General features: G+C 28.3%; 20 protein-coding genes. 7 read left to right on the top strand and 13 right to left on the bottom strand.

Features of this window, described 5'->3' with window-relative positions:
- Positions 1 to 92: 92 nt before the first annotated feature.
- The 12 genes from KGF36_RS18485 to KGF36_RS18540 form a co-directional block, all read right to left on the bottom strand.
- Positions 93 to 359 carry a Veg family protein gene (locus KGF36_RS18485; RefSeq protein ID WP_009892135.1) on the bottom strand — a complete coding sequence of 89 codons (267 nt, stop codon included), beginning with the start codon at positions 357 to 359 and terminating at the stop codon, positions 93 to 95.
- A 147-nt stretch (positions 360 to 506) separates the two neighbouring features.
- Positions 507 to 1,367, bottom strand: coding sequence for a sporulation peptidase YabG (gene yabG, locus KGF36_RS18490; protein ID WP_227828664.1), 861 nt, complete (start codon positions 1,365 to 1,367; stop codon positions 507 to 509).
- A gap of 83 nt (positions 1,368 to 1,450) precedes the next feature.
- Positions 1,451 to 2,389, bottom strand: a complete 939-nt coding sequence (locus KGF36_RS18495; protein ID WP_227828663.1) for a dipeptidase — start codon at positions 2,387 to 2,389, stop codon at positions 1,451 to 1,453.
- Positions 2,390 to 2,498: 109 nt separating this feature from the next.
- The gene (locus KGF36_RS18500) at positions 2,499 to 2,660 is read right to left on the bottom strand and encodes a hypothetical protein (protein ID WP_227437552.1); all 162 of its coding nucleotides are present in this window, start codon (positions 2,658 to 2,660) and stop codon (positions 2,499 to 2,501) included.
- A 9-nt stretch (positions 2,661 to 2,669) separates the two neighbouring features.
- The gene (locus KGF36_RS18505) at positions 2,670 to 3,167 is read right to left on the bottom strand and encodes an SEC-C metal-binding domain-containing protein (RefSeq protein ID WP_227828662.1); all 498 of its coding nucleotides are present in this window, start codon (positions 3,165 to 3,167) and stop codon (positions 2,670 to 2,672) included.
- A 117-nt stretch (positions 3,168 to 3,284) separates the two neighbouring features.
- Positions 3,285 to 3,995: a UPF0489 family protein gene (locus tag KGF36_RS18510; protein ID WP_227828661.1), complete on the bottom strand. Its 711-nt coding sequence runs from the start codon at positions 3,993 to 3,995 to the stop codon at positions 3,285 to 3,287.
- A 158-nt stretch (positions 3,996 to 4,153) separates the two neighbouring features.
- Positions 4,154 to 4,684 (bottom strand): hypothetical protein, encoded by a 531-nt coding sequence (locus KGF36_RS18515; RefSeq protein ID WP_227828660.1) that lies wholly within the window; start codon positions 4,682 to 4,684, stop codon positions 4,154 to 4,156.
- Positions 4,685 to 4,688: 4 nt separating this feature from the next.
- Positions 4,689 to 4,931 (bottom strand): hypothetical protein, encoded by a 243-nt coding sequence (locus KGF36_RS18520; protein ID WP_227828659.1) that lies wholly within the window; start codon positions 4,929 to 4,931, stop codon positions 4,689 to 4,691.
- A gap of 15 nt (positions 4,932 to 4,946) precedes the next feature.
- Complete coding sequence (locus KGF36_RS18525; protein ID WP_227828658.1) at positions 4,947 to 6,341, bottom strand: sodium:solute symporter family protein; 1,395 nt, start codon at positions 6,339 to 6,341, stop codon at positions 4,947 to 4,949.
- A gap of 213 nt (positions 6,342 to 6,554) precedes the next feature.
- Entirely contained in the window at positions 6,555 to 7,808 is a 1,254-nt protein-coding gene (locus tag KGF36_RS18530; RefSeq protein ID WP_227828657.1) for an MFS transporter, read from the bottom strand.
- 48 nt (positions 7,809 to 7,856) lie between these two features.
- Positions 7,857 to 9,011 carry a trans-sulfuration enzyme family protein gene (locus KGF36_RS18535; RefSeq protein WP_227437567.1) on the bottom strand — a complete coding sequence of 385 codons (1,155 nt, stop codon included), beginning with the start codon at positions 9,009 to 9,011 and terminating at the stop codon, positions 7,857 to 7,859.
- Between the two features lie 575 nt (positions 9,012 to 9,586).
- The gene (locus tag KGF36_RS18540) at positions 9,587 to 10,156 is read right to left on the bottom strand and encodes a recombinase family protein (protein ID WP_227828683.1); all 570 of its coding nucleotides are present in this window, start codon (positions 10,154 to 10,156) and stop codon (positions 9,587 to 9,589) included.
- A 201-nt stretch (positions 10,157 to 10,357) separates the two neighbouring features.
- Between KGF36_RS18540 and KGF36_RS18545 the strand changes: the two genes are divergently transcribed.
- A complete protein-coding gene (locus KGF36_RS18545; protein ID WP_227437569.1) occupies positions 10,358 to 10,585 on the top strand; it encodes a single-stranded DNA-binding protein in 228 nt (75 codons plus the stop codon).
- Between the two features lie 221 nt (positions 10,586 to 10,806).
- On the opposite strand, the gene KGF36_RS18550 is transcribed toward KGF36_RS18545, so the two are convergent.
- Positions 10,807 to 11,550, bottom strand: a complete 744-nt coding sequence (locus tag KGF36_RS18550; protein WP_227828656.1) for an RsiV family protein — start codon at positions 11,548 to 11,550, stop codon at positions 10,807 to 10,809.
- A 168-nt stretch (positions 11,551 to 11,718) separates the two neighbouring features.
- Here KGF36_RS18550 and KGF36_RS18555 point away from each other — a divergent pair, with 168 nt between their 5' ends.
- The 6 genes from KGF36_RS18555 to KGF36_RS18580 all read left to right on the top strand — a co-directional run bounded on the left by KGF36_RS18555 (position 11,719) and on the right by KGF36_RS18580 (position 15,555).
- Positions 11,719 to 12,591, top strand: coding sequence for a class I SAM-dependent methyltransferase (locus KGF36_RS18555; protein ID WP_227828655.1), 873 nt, complete (start codon positions 11,719 to 11,721; stop codon positions 12,589 to 12,591).
- Positions 12,591 to 13,256, top strand: coding sequence for an RluA family pseudouridine synthase (locus tag KGF36_RS18560; RefSeq protein WP_227828654.1), 666 nt, complete (start codon positions 12,591 to 12,593; stop codon positions 13,254 to 13,256). The genes KGF36_RS18555 and KGF36_RS18560 overlap by 1 nt, the downstream gene beginning before the upstream one ends.
- A 20-nt stretch (positions 13,257 to 13,276) precedes the next feature.
- Complete coding sequence (locus tag KGF36_RS18565; RefSeq protein WP_227828653.1) at positions 13,277 to 14,134, top strand: MerR family transcriptional regulator; 858 nt, start codon at positions 13,277 to 13,279, stop codon at positions 14,132 to 14,134.
- Between the two features lie 176 nt (positions 14,135 to 14,310).
- Positions 14,311 to 14,640: a PadR family transcriptional regulator gene (locus KGF36_RS18570; protein WP_227828652.1), complete on the top strand. Its 330-nt coding sequence runs from the start codon at positions 14,311 to 14,313 to the stop codon at positions 14,638 to 14,640.
- A gap of 4 nt (positions 14,641 to 14,644) precedes the next feature.
- A complete protein-coding gene (locus tag KGF36_RS18575) occupies positions 14,645 to 15,094 on the top strand; it encodes a permease prefix domain 1-containing protein (RefSeq protein WP_227828651.1) in 450 nt (149 codons plus the stop codon).
- An 83-nt stretch (positions 15,095 to 15,177) separates the two neighbouring features.
- The gene (locus tag KGF36_RS18580; RefSeq protein WP_227828650.1) at positions 15,178 to 15,555 is read left to right on the top strand and encodes a DNA polymerase III subunit delta; all 378 of its coding nucleotides are present in this window, start codon (positions 15,178 to 15,180) and stop codon (positions 15,553 to 15,555) included.
- Positions 15,556 to 15,809 lie beyond the last annotated feature (254 nt).

The following is a 15,809-nucleotide window of genomic DNA, read 5'->3' on the forward strand; positions in this document are numbered from 1 at the left end:
AGTTTACCCCCTTAAGTATTATAAAAGTATCACACTATATTTATATTTAAGGAGCAAAAAAAAAATTACACCTATTTTTAATAGGTATAATTTTAACTTATTTGTAATTTATCTTGATCTCTAAAAACTTGCAACTTTACATTAGATGTTAATAAATCTGAGTAACTATAAGATACCCTAGGATATCCATTACTTTCATCATCTAATTTTATAACAAACACGCTTGGATAAACTTTTTCTAGTATACCCTCTTTTGTAATAATCTGCTTTCTTCCTTTATTAGCTTTCAACAATATCTTCTTTCCTATATGTCTTTCTAAGCTTACTCTTATCTTATCTAGAGTTTGAACAGTAGCCACAATATCACCTTCTTTAACGTTTATATGTTTACATAATATCACATATAAACATTTTTGTCAAACGTTTAAACTAATTATTTTATATATTTTTTGCAAAAATGTCAATACTATTTTTGAATATATACAGTATAATTATGTTAATTTTTGTTAATGCAATATTGTTTTTGGCATTGCCCATCTAAATTTCCCTCTTGTTTCAGAGCCACCAATACCCTTAACACCTGTGATAGTCTGCTCTATAACCTCATCAATAGGTACTACTACATCAATTCTTGAACATGCAATTTTTTCTACTACAAAAACAGGGTCTAAAGCATGTATCATTATTCTACCAGGGGAACTTGCATAATTCGCTCCTGCATTTATTATTTTTTCATAATTTGACTGACATGCACCTGCAAATATTACAAGATTATCCAAATTTGGTTGCCATTTACGCGCTTCTTTAACTGTTTTCATAAAATTTAAAGAGTTTCTATAGTTATTCATATCTTCTATATCTCCTCTTTTTATTGTCATTGCATCATGTCCTGTAATTACTAGTATATCCGGATTATATTTTTCTAGTAATGCTCTTATTTCTTTATGCTGATTTTGCTCTGAAACTGCTACTCCTACTGCAGGTATTCCAAGTTGAGCATATACATCCAAACAAATTTTTAAATACTCTTTATCTCCATCTATTTGTAGTACTTTTCCAGGCATCCCATATGTGTTAGAATTTAATTGAAGTTTTGGAACTGCCCTTGTCATCTTTTTCTGTCTCTCTTTAGCCTTTCTTACTGACTTATATAATAAATTTTCTACATTTTTATCTATTAATATATCTTTTATATCAGGTGCTTTTACTAATTCAAGGTCATCAATATAAGCATCTGCTATTACTCTAAATGCAATTCCTTTTAGTATAGCTATTTTTTCATTATTTTCATCTACACCAAAAGAGACTATTTTAAATACAATATCTTTGTTATGTGACTTTCTAGCTACAATGTCTCCTACCTTCATAGTTAAACCTCCAATAAATTTTTATCTTAGTTTATACTATGTTCGATATAAAACTTTGTTTCCTAATGTCAAAAAAACATTTCTTATAACACTTCTTTTATTACCCTTAAAGCGTTTTTATAGTATATTTTTTCTATTTCATCTTCACTAAATCCTTCTTTTTTTAGAGGTTCATATAATTTACCCATTTGAGATATATCTTCAATCTCAACCTTTGAATGTATTCCATCGAAATCTGAGCCTAAAGCTACAACATCAATTCCTCCAACATTTACAATATGTTTTATATGTCTAACCATATCTTCAAGCTTACTTTCACTTTTATCACTTAAAAACAAGTGGAAGAAGTTTATTCCTGTAACCCCACCCTTATTAGCCAACACTTTAATCATATCATCAGTTAGGTTTCTAGTATGATTCATCATTGCTCTTGAATTTGAATGTGTAGCTATTATTGGTTTAGAAGATATTTTTGCAATTTCATAAAATCCACCATCTGAAATATGAGAAATATCAACTAGCATACCTAGTTCATTCATCTTATGTACAACTTCTCTACCAAAATCTGTAAGACCTTTTTCTCTATACTCTATCTTATTATGAGGAAAACTTAACTCATTCACATGATTCCAACTTATTGTCATCATTCTAACACCTAAATCATAAAACTTCTTTAAGTTTTCTATTCTACCTTCAAGTACTGCCCCTTCCTCTATAGATAAAAGTGCTGTAAGTTTATTCTCTGATTGATTTTTCATAATTTCTTCATAGTTAGTAGCTAGAGCTATTACATCACTATTTTTTTTCATTTCTTTATGAAATTTATCTGCCATACTCATACAGTAATCAAAAGGATGTTTTACTTCTTCAGTATCAACAAAAAGAGCAAATGTTTGAGCCAATGAATCCCCTTTTTTCAACCTGTCTATATCAACAGAATATTTGTTAGTTTTAAGTTCACTTGTTTCCACATTTTCCATTAATTTTGCTATAGTATCACAATGTAAATCAATAAATTTCATATTTATACCCCCTGTATATTTTATATTTATATCTAAAAATAGAAATAGTTGTCCTTATAGACAACTATTGACAACTATTTTTTAATATTCTTTTTAGTGTTACTTAATTTTATTCCTCTTTTAGGTTAGGTATTACTTTTTTAACTTCTTCAATTTGATGCCATGTTTTATCTATACTATTTTCACTAATATATTTTTTTAAATCAGTTAAAGATGTAAAATCTTTAACTGATAAATTGTCATCATCATCTGCAAATCTTAAAATAAACATAAGATTACCTTACTTTCCACAACATTTCTTATATTTTTTACCACTTCCACATGGGCATGAATCATTTCTTCCTATTTTTGCTTCTTTAACTACTGTTTTAGATTTTTTGTATGCTTTTATTATTTCTTTTCTTTGGTCTGCTGGTAATATTTCTTCCCAACCTTGTAAATTATATAGCCAATGAGCCTCAACAGTTACCATATTGTTATATAATTTTTCCCAATCTATTTTTATAGAAACTTCTTTATCAGCTTCTACATCTTCTAAAACTATATCTTCTTTTAAACTCTCACTTATTCCATCTATGAATCCCATGAAAAATTCATTAGTAGTTCCAAATTTCTCAGCTAATTCACTTACTTTACCTTCAACAACATCCATTTTATTATTTAATATTTCATTGTATATTCCAGCTTCAACTTTTAAATATTCTTCCCAGAATTTTACCTCTGTTTCTTGATTCTCGTGGTTATCACTTAAATTTCTCCATTCAGTATATAAACTCATACTTTTTTCCTCCTAAGTATATCTATATTTTTTTAGTTTTTTTATAGTATAAAATCTTTTAGTTAGATTGGAAGTTTCTTCTTTTTGATTATACCATATTCTATTTAAAGTTAACTCTTACATTATATCATAATTAAACAATTCTTTTAATACTTTTATAGCATACTCTTGGTTTATAAAGTAAGGACTAGTAGCAATTGTTACAACTTTAGCCTTTTTAATTAGATTTTTTATCTTTTCTAGTTTAAAATCAAATGGTATATAGTCCATATCCTCTGAAAATATATCTAAATCTATATCAAGAACAAACTCTGGCTCTATATCTAAATCAAAGCCATATGAGCTATCTATTATTATTAATTCTGAAAATATACTATGTTTTAATGCTGGTTTTATAAAACTTCCTACATTTAAAACCTCATTTGTATACCTAAATACATCCTCCAGATTATTTATATCTACATTGTAGTTTTTAGGCTCTCTAGTATCCTTATGCTGGTCTACATGTACTAGTTTACATCCTCTTGTGAATTCATTTGCCATCATAGATTTTATCCAAAAATAAAATGCATGGTTATGATTATCAAAAACATATATTCTTTTATTTCCCAGGACATATTCGACCATATTTTCCAATCCTTTTGCTTTTATCTCTTTATTTTCATCAATTTCATTAAATACTACTTTATTTCCCAATTTCACATCATCCAGTGTTCCACTTATTAGTTTTGGAACATATATACTCTTATTTTCTCTTTCTTCATATGAAAATACATTATTTCCTACTGGTTTTTCTATATAAAATCCTGTATATTTATAGTTTGTCATAAGAAAATTTCCTCCATTATTATAATCTATATACATTAAAATCACTTATTATAAATTAGGTTATCTAATATAGAAGCTACTTTGTATATAACTAAATATTATCTCTTCTCTCAATATGTATTATACAATAAGTGTAAAATATATTTATATAAAATATCTTACATTCCTATAACAAAGCCATCTGCTTCAATTGGCAAGTAACTTACTCTTGTATTTAATTCCACTTTTCCAAAGAATACTACCCAGTATGGTCTAAAGATACTTTCAATTTTAACTATCTCAATCTCTGGTATCCCCCCCATAAACCTGTGACTTAATCTTATAGCCATTTTATTTGCCTTTGCTTTTACCCTTCTCTCATCCTTATCACTATATTGTATGATGTCATTATCTACATTTTTTACAATTTCAGATACTGGTAATTCTTGTACTATACTACCAGCACCTGTAGAGCCATTTACTAAAATATTTAATTCATTTATATTGCTAGCTTGTTTTTTTTTCATGAAAGGAGATTTATTTTGATAAATTTTAAGTGTAACGACTTTAAACTCTATATAATGAAGTCTAACTTCATGAACTTCTTTATTTTTTAATATCAACATACTTAATAAGGAATTCTTTCCACTTTTTGCTATATCTATAGCTTCATCTTTTGTAATTTTTATAGGCAATGCTCTTATATCCATAAAATCATTCCCTTTCCTCTTTTTTTCTTGTCATTTTGAATACTCTATATAGATAATCAAAAAATATTATAACTACTGCTATCATAACTCCATATGGGATTATCTTTCCAACTATAATATCATTTTTAGTTACTATACCATAAAATATAAATCCTGTTATTAAGAAGTATAATAGGACTAAAAAACCATCTATACCAATCCATTTTATTTCCAAATCTTTTTTTACTTTAGAGACCAATTTAGACATAATAACTACTCCTTTTTATAGATTATTTTGTGTATTTAAATTTTCGCCTATTCTATTTCCTATTGTCCATGCAATAAATGAAAGAGGGATGGCTATAACAAGAGGCTCTAATTCAAAACTTTGAACTGGAAACATTTTAAAATAACCAAAAGTTACTCCACCTACAATCATTCCCAAAATACCGCCCATAGATGTTCTTCTTCCATTACCAAGAAGTCCTCCTACTATAGGTACAAATGCTGAACCCATCCAAATACTTCCTACAAATATACATGCATCATATACATTTTCAAATCTAAACGCCACACTAAGTCCCATAACTGCCGCTAAACATACACCTACTCTAGTAAGTTTAACTAATTGCTTTTGAGATAATTCTTTTTTAGTAATTCTTCCATATATATCATTTGCTAAAGTGGCTCCTGCTGCTAGATAATAACTATCTAGTGTTGATATTATTGAACCTAAAATTCCTATTATAAATATTACTCTTATACCTTCTGGCAATGTATTTAAAACTAAAGTTATATATCCAGCTGCTGGAGCCATTTCTGGATAAGTGGCTCTAACTATAAGACCTGTCATAGTTAACACCATGTCAAAACATATCCACAGAGAAAAACAAGTCAACAAGGCTCTCCTACCAACTTTTGGAGAATCTGCTGCCGAAAACCTTTGATAGAAAGTTGGGTCTGAATAAGCTCCAAATGAATATACTATTAACATCAATGCTTTCATTGCTGACATACCTTTTGTAGGATGCATTAGCTGAGGTGCATCTTTAAGTGCTTCTGTAAGACCTTGAAAACCACCTATTTGGTCAAATTGACCTGGCATGACCATAGTTAGACCAAATACCATGCAGAAAAACAATACCATATCTGTAATGGCAACTCCCATAAGACCACCAAGAACTGTCAATATAACTACTACCACTACCATTATAAACCCTATTAGTTGTTTATCAATTCCCCAAGCTACATTACCTATAGTTCCCATAGCTGTTATTTCTCCAAGTTGTGCACAATATATAAACATTAAAACTGCTCCAATTATAGCAACTTGCTTTCCATAAAAACTTTCTAATAAATCAGGAACTGTTATATTAGTTCTTATATGAATTCTTGGTCCAACCCACAATGCTAAAGGCATTCTTCCAATGTGTGCAGCTATTGACCATACTGCCCATGCAGATATCCCATATATAGCTGCATACTCTACACTACCAACTGTACCAACTCCACCATACCAAGAGGCAACCAAAGTACCTACTATCAAAGACCATGGTAAACTTCGATTTCCTAGGTAATAACTTTCCATATCTTTTACATTTCTAGAAAAATAATAGCCTATCCCTAACAATAGAAATGCAAATATAATTATAATTCCATTTTCCCATAATGCTAACATATCTACTCTCCATATTCTTATTATTGTCTTAATTTTCTATTTTAATATTTAAATGGTTACTGTCATTTTTTAATTAAACTTACTTTATACCACATGTTATAAAGTTATTTTATAATTATGAAATCTCTAAACTGAAACTATTTCTTATTTTAAACATGAACAACTCTACCCATTTTTAAAAATAGGTAGAGTTATATAAATAATTATAAGTATTTAAGCAATTTTATTATTCAAGTTTTTATTTTCTTTTTTATTTATTTTATTTAAAGCATAAGTGGCAAATATACCTATAACTGCACACACTACAGATAAAATAAATATATACGTATATCCTGTTTGTCCATATTTATCTAACCAGTTACCTGCAACTGTATAGTAAAATGCATCTGGAGAAAATCCTATAAATGAAGCGAATCCAACTACTGCTCCTGTAGTTTCTAAAGATATATTAGACTCTGAAACAGATGCAAAGTATATACCTCTAAATCCAAATAAGATTACACTTAGTATTATCATATTTATTACAGCTATCCATATAAGTCCTGCACTCTTAGGGATTACTAAGTAAGCTGCTGTACTTATTGTCATTAATATAAACCCTACAAACATTACTCTTATAGATGAACCAACTTTATCTGTTATAACACCTGCAATAGGGGATGCTCCCATTTTTATAACATAAGTTCTAATTATTGATAAAGCTGAAACTAAAGTCATTGGCATTACATAAACTTCTGATAAGTATGGGCTTAAATAAGTTAAACTTGAAAATACTAAATAAGTTGAAAATATTATAAGACCAATCAGCCAAGCTTTTGGCATTGTAACTACTTTTAGTAATGATTTAATACTTAATCCTTCATCTGATGCTCCAGTATCTTTCTTTTCTTCTACTAAGAAGAATAAAAGTATACCACATATTATAGATGCTGCAGAATATAACCATACTACATATTTAAATCCAATAGTTATTTCAGCAAATTTTCCAAAGAAGTAAAGACCTATAAAAGAAATTAACGTACCTGATACCCCTGATAACCCTTCATAAAATCCAAATATTCTTCCTTGTTCTGATTCACTACCCTGCATTCTAACAACCTTAACAGAAGCTGAGAAGAATGTTAATATTGTTGTAAATCCCCATAATACAAATATTAAAAGAATCATGTTGTATGATGGAAATGTTGAGAAGTAAAACCCTAATGCTCCTGAAGCAATTAAAGAAAAAGTTATCAGTTTTCTAACTGAAAACCTATCAGCAAACCATCCACCTATAAAATAAGATACCATTCCTACTAATCCATATAAACTCAATAAGTTCCCTATTTGCGTATGACTCAATGCTAATGCTTGTTGCATTGGATCATAAAATGATGACTTCATATATCGTAAACTATACATGGCTGTTGTTCCAAATGCCAATATGAATATTACCAAAAATCTCTTAACATTATTTTTGTTTTCCATGATTTTCTCTCCTTAAGATTTTAATTTTCTAGTTTTATTTCTATAACTTTATTTTAATTTTTCTATAGCTTGTTTAAAGTCATTTATTATATCATTTGCAGACTCTAATCCTACTGCTATTCTTATTAGATTTTCTCCATTCATTTGAACTAATGTATGTTCTTCTCCTAAACTTGTTGCTATTGTTGCAAGTTCTAAAGAATTCATTAATTTTCTACTAGCTTGGTCTCTTGTTAATCCATTTATTCCATCTTTAAGTTTAAATGAAACTACTCCTCCACCTAAACCATTCATTTGAGTTTTGCAAAGTTCATACTGAGGATGAGTTTTTAGTGCTGGATATTTTACCAATTCTACATTTTCTTCTTGCTCTAAAAACTCTGCTACTGCCAATCCATTTTCACAGTGTTTTTTCATTCTCATATCTAACGTTTTCATACCTCTTAAAATCATCCACGCACTCATTGGTGGTAAAGATGCTCCTGTAAAACAACATAAACTTGGCCATCTCACTAAATCTATTAATTCCTTTGAACCTGCTACAGCTCCCCCTAAAGTATCTCCATGTCCATTTATAAATTTAGTAAGACTATGTATTACTAAGTCTGCACCTAAGTCTATTGGTCTTTGTATAATTGGAGTACCAAAAGTGCTGTCAACAATAGCTAAACTCTTATTTTCATGAGCTATTTCTGCTATTGTTTTTATATCTACTAAATCTAATGATGGATTTAATGGACTTTCTATATAAACTATCTTAGTATTTGATTTCATTGCATCTTTTACATTTTGTGGATTTACTGCATCCACAAACGTAACTTCAACGCCAAATTTAGCCAACAACTCAGACATAAATAATTTAGTATGTGAGAATATTCCATCAGAACTAACTATATGGTCTCCACTTTTTACTAATGCTAATATAGTAGATGTTATTGCTCCCATACCTGATGTACTAGATATAGCACTTTCTGCATTTTCAAGCATAGCTAATTTAGCTTCTAACTCTGTAAGTGTAGGATTACACTCTCTTGTATATACATACCCCCATGTCATACATAACTCTTCAAAATGCTCTACTGTCTTTGCAGCAAATGTTGCTGTTTGACATATTGGAGTAGCTAATGCACCTGTTGTTGGATCTGCACTATGTCCCCAATGTATTATTTTTGTCTCCAAATCTTGATTAATATTATTACTCATTTTAATTCCTCCTGTTTTGACCTATTTATACAACGTTTTCCCTGCCAAATTTCACCAATTCAGCTTTAATTAGTACAAACTTTTTAAGTATACTTTTATATTTGTTATAATTTCTAAAAATCTGACACTTATTTTGCTTTTTTACAGTTTTAATTATAAACTCTATAGTAACTATAGAGTCAATATATTTTTGATATTTTTTTTACAATGTTTAAAAAATTTAACATAAAAAGAGATATGTATTAAAATAAGCTTATTTTAATGCATATCTCTTTTTATATTAAATTTGATTCAATACATAAAACATCAATTTTTTGTTCTCTGTGTAAATTCTTTCATTGTCATTTTCTCATCAAAAGTCTATAGTAATTATACACATTACTATGATTTAACATATGTAATAAAATATACTACATCAAGAAAATTATATACTCTATAAAACTTTATATAAAAATCAAAAAAAGTTTTACTATTTATTATATCCATATATCTGTAAATAAAATTAATTAGAGGCATAAATATATTCAAATCATCCAATTTATTTATACCTCTAATTTTTCATAAGTAAAATCTCATTAAATTGATTTCTTCGCACGAATAAGTGTGCTTTTAGAGATACCAGTCATCTTCACAACCTCTCTATAAGGTTTAGAATTTAATAATCCCAATGCGTATTGTATCTGCTGATTACTATATTTCTTTGGTCTACCATCCTTAAAATCTTTTTTCCTTCTAGCAAATTCTTTTCCCAACTGAGTTCGTTCTATTATCATATTTCTTTCAAGTTCTGCAACTGCAAGTAATGTAGTTAAAAAGAACTTCCCCATTGAAGTATTTTCTAGGAGACCTATATTTAAAATATGGACACTAACTTCTTTAGCAAACAAACCCTCTATCAGTTGTATTCCTTCTGATGTACTTCTAGCCAGTCTATCAAGTTTAGTTGCAACAAGTAAATCTCCCTTTTTTAAAGAAGATATAATTTTTTCAAATTTAGGTCTATTTGTAGTAGTACCTGTATAAGTTTCTTTTATTATTTTGGCATTGTTATACTTGCTTAATATCTCTTGCTGTTGTTGATACAAACTGTTGTTATCTGTCTGATTCTTTGTACTGACACGGCAATATCCATATATAATAATAATCACTTCCTAACGTAAATATTTAATGCAGAAATTTGTAGATATCTGTATCTACATGTCTTTATACATTTTACTAAAACGATTTTTTGGTGTCAATACTGTTAACTTTTGACACCATTATAATTCCTTTATAATTTGTTTGACTATGTCAAAAATTAACAATATAATGAAGTTAATGAAATTATACAAATTGGAGGAAATAATATGAATAGTCTGTTAAATGATGCAATAGATGAGTTAAAAAACATCCATTGTGGAGAGGTTTTTTTATTAAAAGAATTGTTCAAAGGCTATGAATGGAACAGGTTGGAGATGAACATCAGGTTAAAATTAGGAAAACTTTTTTTGTATGAGGTAGTAAGTAATCCCAATTTAAAGGTAGAAGTAATCAATAAAAACTCTGCTTATCAACAAATGTATAAAAAAAAATAGCAACTTAAATATATATAATAATATAATCTTCTTGTTGAGTCAAAAGTTAAAACTTTTAATACAAATTGTACTATATAAATGTTTATCAGTAGGTCTAAGTCTATATAACTAACATATACAAATAGTACTGTTTAAATTATGTTTTTAAGATAGATAAATCTTAACCCTACTCCAGCATAAATCTAGATACACTAAAATAGGGCTCAGAATTATCTATATTTTTATACCATAAAATGCTTAGCTCTTCCTCTTGATTGAATGTATATGTCTGGAGAAATGCAATAAAAACGTTGGTTTATAAAATTTCCAAAATCAGAAAATCTTATCTTAAATTTAGGAATTCCAAAACTTTCAGGTGCTATTTCATCTACACCAAAATAGATAACAAGCCCATCATCTGTAATATAAAATGCCTGATCTACAGGTATAACTAATTCTACATTAGAATAATACATTTCTCTATTTTCATTAATTTCAGATTTTATATAATCAGTTATTATGTTTATATAGTCGACCCCATCTCTAAAAATATCACTTAGTAAAAGTTCTTTTCCATTTGTTAAATCTATATTGTAATTATTTAATGTATTGTATTTAGGCCCAGAACTACCAGCAAATCCCATAAGATTTAATATCATACTTAGTACATAGTTTTTACTAAAAGTAACTGCATAATTAGTAGAAACCCAGTAACTTTGTTTTGGAAGTGAATTTTGAGAAGCTGCATTATTATATTCTTGTTCTTCTTCTTGTAATCCAACCTTAAAATTATTTACAGTCATTTTTACAGCAGAATTTATGTTGTTTAAAATAGGCGGATTTACATAGGTAGATTGATTTCTAATATTGTAAAGAATAGGATATTTTACATCATATGAAAAGTACTTACTTCTGCCAAAGTCTTCATTAAACTGCACATATAATATGTTATATGTACAAGTATTTGTAGCTTGATAATTTTCCATTAAAACTCTCCTCCTCTTATTAAAAAAATCAGATACTATATAATATGTTTAAAAGAGTAATAATGTTAACAATAAATGTAAAGAATAGAAAGTATCTAAAACAGCAAAAAATGACTGATTTTGTGGTATAATACATAGGATTGAGAGTTATTTTATAGGAGGAAAGATATGTTATTATTAGCAGATAAATGGAAAGATTATGAACTTATAGATATGGGAAATGGAGAAAAATTAGAGCGTTGGGGTAAGTATGTACTTAGAAGACCAGATCCACAGGTTGTATGGCCAATGGAGTCTGAATGGGCTCTATGGAAAAACCCTCATGGACATTATCATAGAAGTAATAAAGGTGGAGGTCAATGGGAACACAAAAAAAGATATCCAGAACAATGGACTATAAATTACAAAAACTTAAAATTCCACATTAAACCAACTGGATTTAAACATACTGGATTATTCCCAGAACAAGCAGCCAATTGGGACTGGATGATGGACAAAATCAAAAAAGCTGACAGACCTATAAAAGTATTAAATCTTTTTGCATATACAGGAGGAGCTACAGTAGCATGTGCATCCGCTGGTGCAGAAGTATGTCATGTTGATGCTGCAAAAGGTATGGTCAACTGGGCAAAAGAAAATATAGAGTTATCAGGACTTAAAAATCAAACAGTAAGATTTATAGTAGATGATGTTGTAAAGTTTGTTGAAAGAGAAATAAGAAGAGGTAAGAAATATGATGCAATAATAATGGACCCACCTTCTTATGGAAGAGGACCTAAGGGAGAAGTATGGCAGATAGAAGAAAAATTATATAGCTTTGTGGATTTATGTATGGGTGTTTTATCTGATAATCCTTTATTCTTTCTAATTAATTCTTACACAACAGGCTTCTCTCCAATAGTTCTTGAAAATGTACTATCTACAACAATAGGAAAAAAGGCAAATAATGGAGAAATTTATGGCGGTGAACTAGGAATACCAGCTTCTAGGGATGGTAAAATACTTCCTTGTGGTATATTTGGAAGATGGGAGAACAAATAATGATAAAAGTCATATATGAAGATAACCATTTATTAGTTGTAGAGAAACCTGTAAATGTATTATCTCAAGGAGATGATACCAATGATAAGGACATGGTAAATCTTTTAAAAGACTATATCAAAACAAAGTACAATAAACCTGGAAACGTATATATTGGTTTGGTACATAGATTGGATAGACCAGTAGGTGGAGTCATGGTTTTTGCCAAAACATCAAAAGCTGCCTCAAGATTGTCTGAACAAGTAAGAAATAAGACATTCAAAAAAACCTATATGGCAGTTGTTCATGGTAAAATGAAATCCGATTCAGACATATTAAAAGATTTTTTATATAAAAATAAAAAGACAAATATGGTAAGTGTCGTGAAAAAAAAACATAAAGATGCTAAAGAAGCTGAACTTAGTTATAAAGTATTGGGTTTTAAAGAAAATCTAAGCTTAGTTCAAGTAAACTTAAAAACTGGCCGTTCTCATCAGATAAGAGTTCAATTTGCAACTAGAAAACACCCTTTATATGGAGACCAAAGATATGGCCAAGAAGTAAATAAAATTGGACAACAGATTTCTCTTTGGTCTAATAAAATAGAAATTTGCCATCCAACAACAAAGGAAAAAATGGAATTTATATGTACTCCACCTGATGAATATCCATGGAATATATTCTAAATCTCAAATGAGGTGATTATATGAGTAAAAAGTTTTCAATAGGTGAAATGTCAAAGCTTCACAAAATAAGCATACAAACACTAAGATACTATGACCAAATAGATTTATTTAAACCTGTTCATGTTGATCAAGAAAGCAATTACAGATATTACTCAATTGACCAATTTTCACAATTGGATATTATAAAATACTTAAAGTATCTAGGTATGCCATTAAAAGAAATCAAAGAAAAGTTAGATGAAAACAATGAAGAAATTCTAAAATTATTAACTAATAAGATTAATATAGTAGATGAAAAAATTAAAGAATTAGAACTTATAAAAAAAGTATTAAGTACAAAAAAAGAAACAATGGAAAAAGGTATGAAAGTAGATGAAGTAGGTAAAATAGTAAGAAAACATATTCCAAGAAGAAGTATTTTATCCATAGAATATGAAGAAGGTTTAAGTAGTGAAGAAACTATGGAACTTTCCAGAAGACAAATAGCAAATATACTAGAAGATAATATCTCTGTGTTTTATGGTGGAGTAAGTGGTCTTGTATCTATAGATAAATTCTTAAACGAAGATAAAGTCATCTATGAAAATAGCTTTGTAAATGTTGAAAGAGATTTATTTGATGCTAAATCTCAAAAATATATATCTGAAATTTCAGCTGGTGATTTTATTTGTATGACATATAAAGGTTCTTACAGAGAAAATTATACTGCTTTTAAAAAGTTAGTTGACTATGTTGATTATAAAAGGATACCTATTGAAAATTATATATATGAGATACCTATAATAGACCCTCTATCTACAAACAATGAAGAGGAACTTCTAACCGAAATTCAGATACAGGTTAAAAAGAGGGAAATTGATTTAAGATGTCTAGTATAATCAATTATTATAAAAAAGGGCGTTTCCAAATGATTTTTAAATCATAAATGGAATGCCCTTTTTAAATAATAATTAAAATTTTATAGTTTACACTTGGAAAATAATATGAAATGTTTTATTATATATCTATATACCTTATATTACGAGGTATATGATAACATAAAGTAGGTGAATTTATGGACTTAAATAAAGAAGTGCTTAAAGGTCATATTGATACTTTAATATTATCAATACTAAACAAAGGAGATTCATATGGATATGAAATAGCAAAAGTGGTTAGAGATGAAACTACATTTGAGTTAAAAGAAAGTACACTCTATGTGTCTCTTAAAAGATTAGAATCTAAGGGTTTGATAAAATCTTATTGGGGAAATGACCAAGGCGTAGGAAGCAGGAGAAAGTATTACAATATAACAGATGACGGAAAGGATAACTTAGAAATAAAAATTCAGGAGTGGGACTTTATACAGGGTATTATGAACAAATTTCTAAAGAAGGGGGATTAGATTTATGAAAATAATAGAAGAGTATTTAGAAACACTATATAAGAACGAAAATAACAAAGAGATTCAAGATTTAAAAGAAGAGCTAAGAGAACATCTAACAACATCTGCAAATGAATTTATTGAAAATGGATATAACATAGATGAAGCACAAAATAAGGCAATCGAGAGATTCGATGGTGGCGGTGAGATGTCAGTAGAATTACGTTCAATATTTAAACAAAAAATAGAACCTAAAAAAGTTTTATTGCGAAGATTATCAAATTCAAGGCTCTTATTTTTAAATTTATTTGGATGGCTTGTTGCAACTGCTGCATTTACAGCCAATAGAGGTTTTGGACACATAGTTCCACCTTGGTTGATTGTAGCTTTGATAATCGTAGTAGCTATATTAATAATTTTAAGCATTATAATTAATAGATTAAAGAAAGAAATAGAAAATGATTATGTTATGTAGTCACATTAATAAATATATTTTTGTTTTATTTATATGAGTAAGTACTACAATATTAATAAATAATATGAAAGGAGTTTTTGTATATGGAGAAAAAAATATTATTAGAAAAAATTCTTGATACGCCAGGAGTTTCATATATTAATGAGAAAGTAAATTTATTTAAATATACCAAATGGATTTCATTTGGAACTTATATAATGACTGTTGAAAGCTTCTGCTATAAAGAAGATTCAAAACACTATAATCCAGTAATGGGCACATTTGATTATGAGTCAGAAATTTTTATAGTTAATGCCATATATAAAGATGAGGTCTACTCTATTAAAAGTAAAAAACTCTATAGAAATGTATCTAAGGGAGATAAAATAGTTGTTACAATTAAATACTATTATGATAAATATGAAAATCTTATACATGAAGAAATTCATGACTACCACTCTTATCCTCTATCTAATGATTAAAGAAAAAACTGATAGTATCAAGATTAATATTTATTTTAGTTCACATAAAAAAATAATTATAGAGTATTAATTAAAGGCGAAAGCTTCTACGGACTAACGCCTTTAATTAATCTAAATATTAGTTTATTTTTTTATTCCGCTATATTATAAACTTTTAATTTATCTTTGTTTATATGCTTTTTCTTAACCTCTACTAAGGCTTTTAATGTATCTAAAGATGTCATTATTTCAGTAGAGAATTCAATAGCTGTTCT

This window comes from Clostridioides sp. ZZV14-6009 (assembly GCF_020658095.1).
Lineage (GTDB): Bacteria > Bacillota > Clostridia > Peptostreptococcales > Peptostreptococcaceae > Clostridioides.

Coding starts and splice junctions, on each gene's coding strand:
- KGF36_RS18500 (WP_227437552.1), bottom strand. CDS start 2,660: ATGTTTATTTTAAGATTTGCAGATGATGATGACAATTTATCAGTTAAA.
- KGF36_RS18570 (WP_227828652.1), top strand. CDS start 14,311: ATGGACTTAAATAAAGAAGTGCTTAAAGGTCATATTGATACTTTAATA.
- KGF36_RS18510 (WP_227828661.1), bottom strand. CDS start 3,995: ATGACAAACTATAAATATACAGGATTTTATATAGAAAAACCAGTAGGA.
- yabG (WP_227828664.1), bottom strand. CDS start 1,367: ATGAAGGTAGGAGACATTGTAGCTAGAAAGTCACATAACAAAGATATT.
- KGF36_RS18495 (WP_227828663.1), bottom strand. CDS start 2,389: ATGAAATTTATTGATTTACATTGTGATACTATAGCAAAATTAATGGAA.
- KGF36_RS18580 (WP_227828650.1), top strand. CDS start 15,178: ATGGAGAAAAAAATATTATTAGAAAAAATTCTTGATACGCCAGGAGTT.
- KGF36_RS18505 (WP_227828662.1), bottom strand. CDS start 3,167: ATGAGTTTATATACTGAATGGAGAAATTTAAGTGATAACCACGAGAAT.
- KGF36_RS18575 (WP_227828651.1), top strand. CDS start 14,645: ATGAAAATAATAGAAGAGTATTTAGAAACACTATATAAGAACGAAAAT.
- KGF36_RS18565 (WP_227828653.1), top strand. CDS start 13,277: ATGAGTAAAAAGTTTTCAATAGGTGAAATGTCAAAGCTTCACAAAATA.
- KGF36_RS18545 (WP_227437569.1), top strand. CDS start 10,358: ATGAATAGTCTGTTAAATGATGCAATAGATGAGTTAAAAAACATCCAT.
- KGF36_RS18555 (WP_227828655.1), top strand. CDS start 11,719: ATGTTATTATTAGCAGATAAATGGAAAGATTATGAACTTATAGATATG.
- KGF36_RS18530 (WP_227828657.1), bottom strand. CDS start 7,808: ATGGAAAACAAAAATAATGTTAAGAGATTTTTGGTAATATTCATATTG.
- KGF36_RS18515 (WP_227828660.1), bottom strand. CDS start 4,684: ATGGATATAAGAGCATTGCCTATAAAAATTACAAAAGATGAAGCTATA.
- KGF36_RS18550 (WP_227828656.1), bottom strand. CDS start 11,550: ATGGAAAATTATCAAGCTACAAATACTTGTACATATAACATATTATAT.
- KGF36_RS18560 (WP_227828654.1), top strand. CDS start 12,591: ATGATAAAAGTCATATATGAAGATAACCATTTATTAGTTGTAGAGAAA.
- KGF36_RS18535 (WP_227437567.1), bottom strand. CDS start 9,011: ATGAGTAATAATATTAATCAAGATTTGGAGACAAAAATAATACATTGG.
- KGF36_RS18520 (WP_227828659.1), bottom strand. CDS start 4,931: ATGTCTAAATTGGTCTCTAAAGTAAAAAAAGATTTGGAAATAAAATGG.
- KGF36_RS18525 (WP_227828658.1), bottom strand. CDS start 6,341: ATGTTAGCATTATGGGAAAATGGAATTATAATTATATTTGCATTTCTA.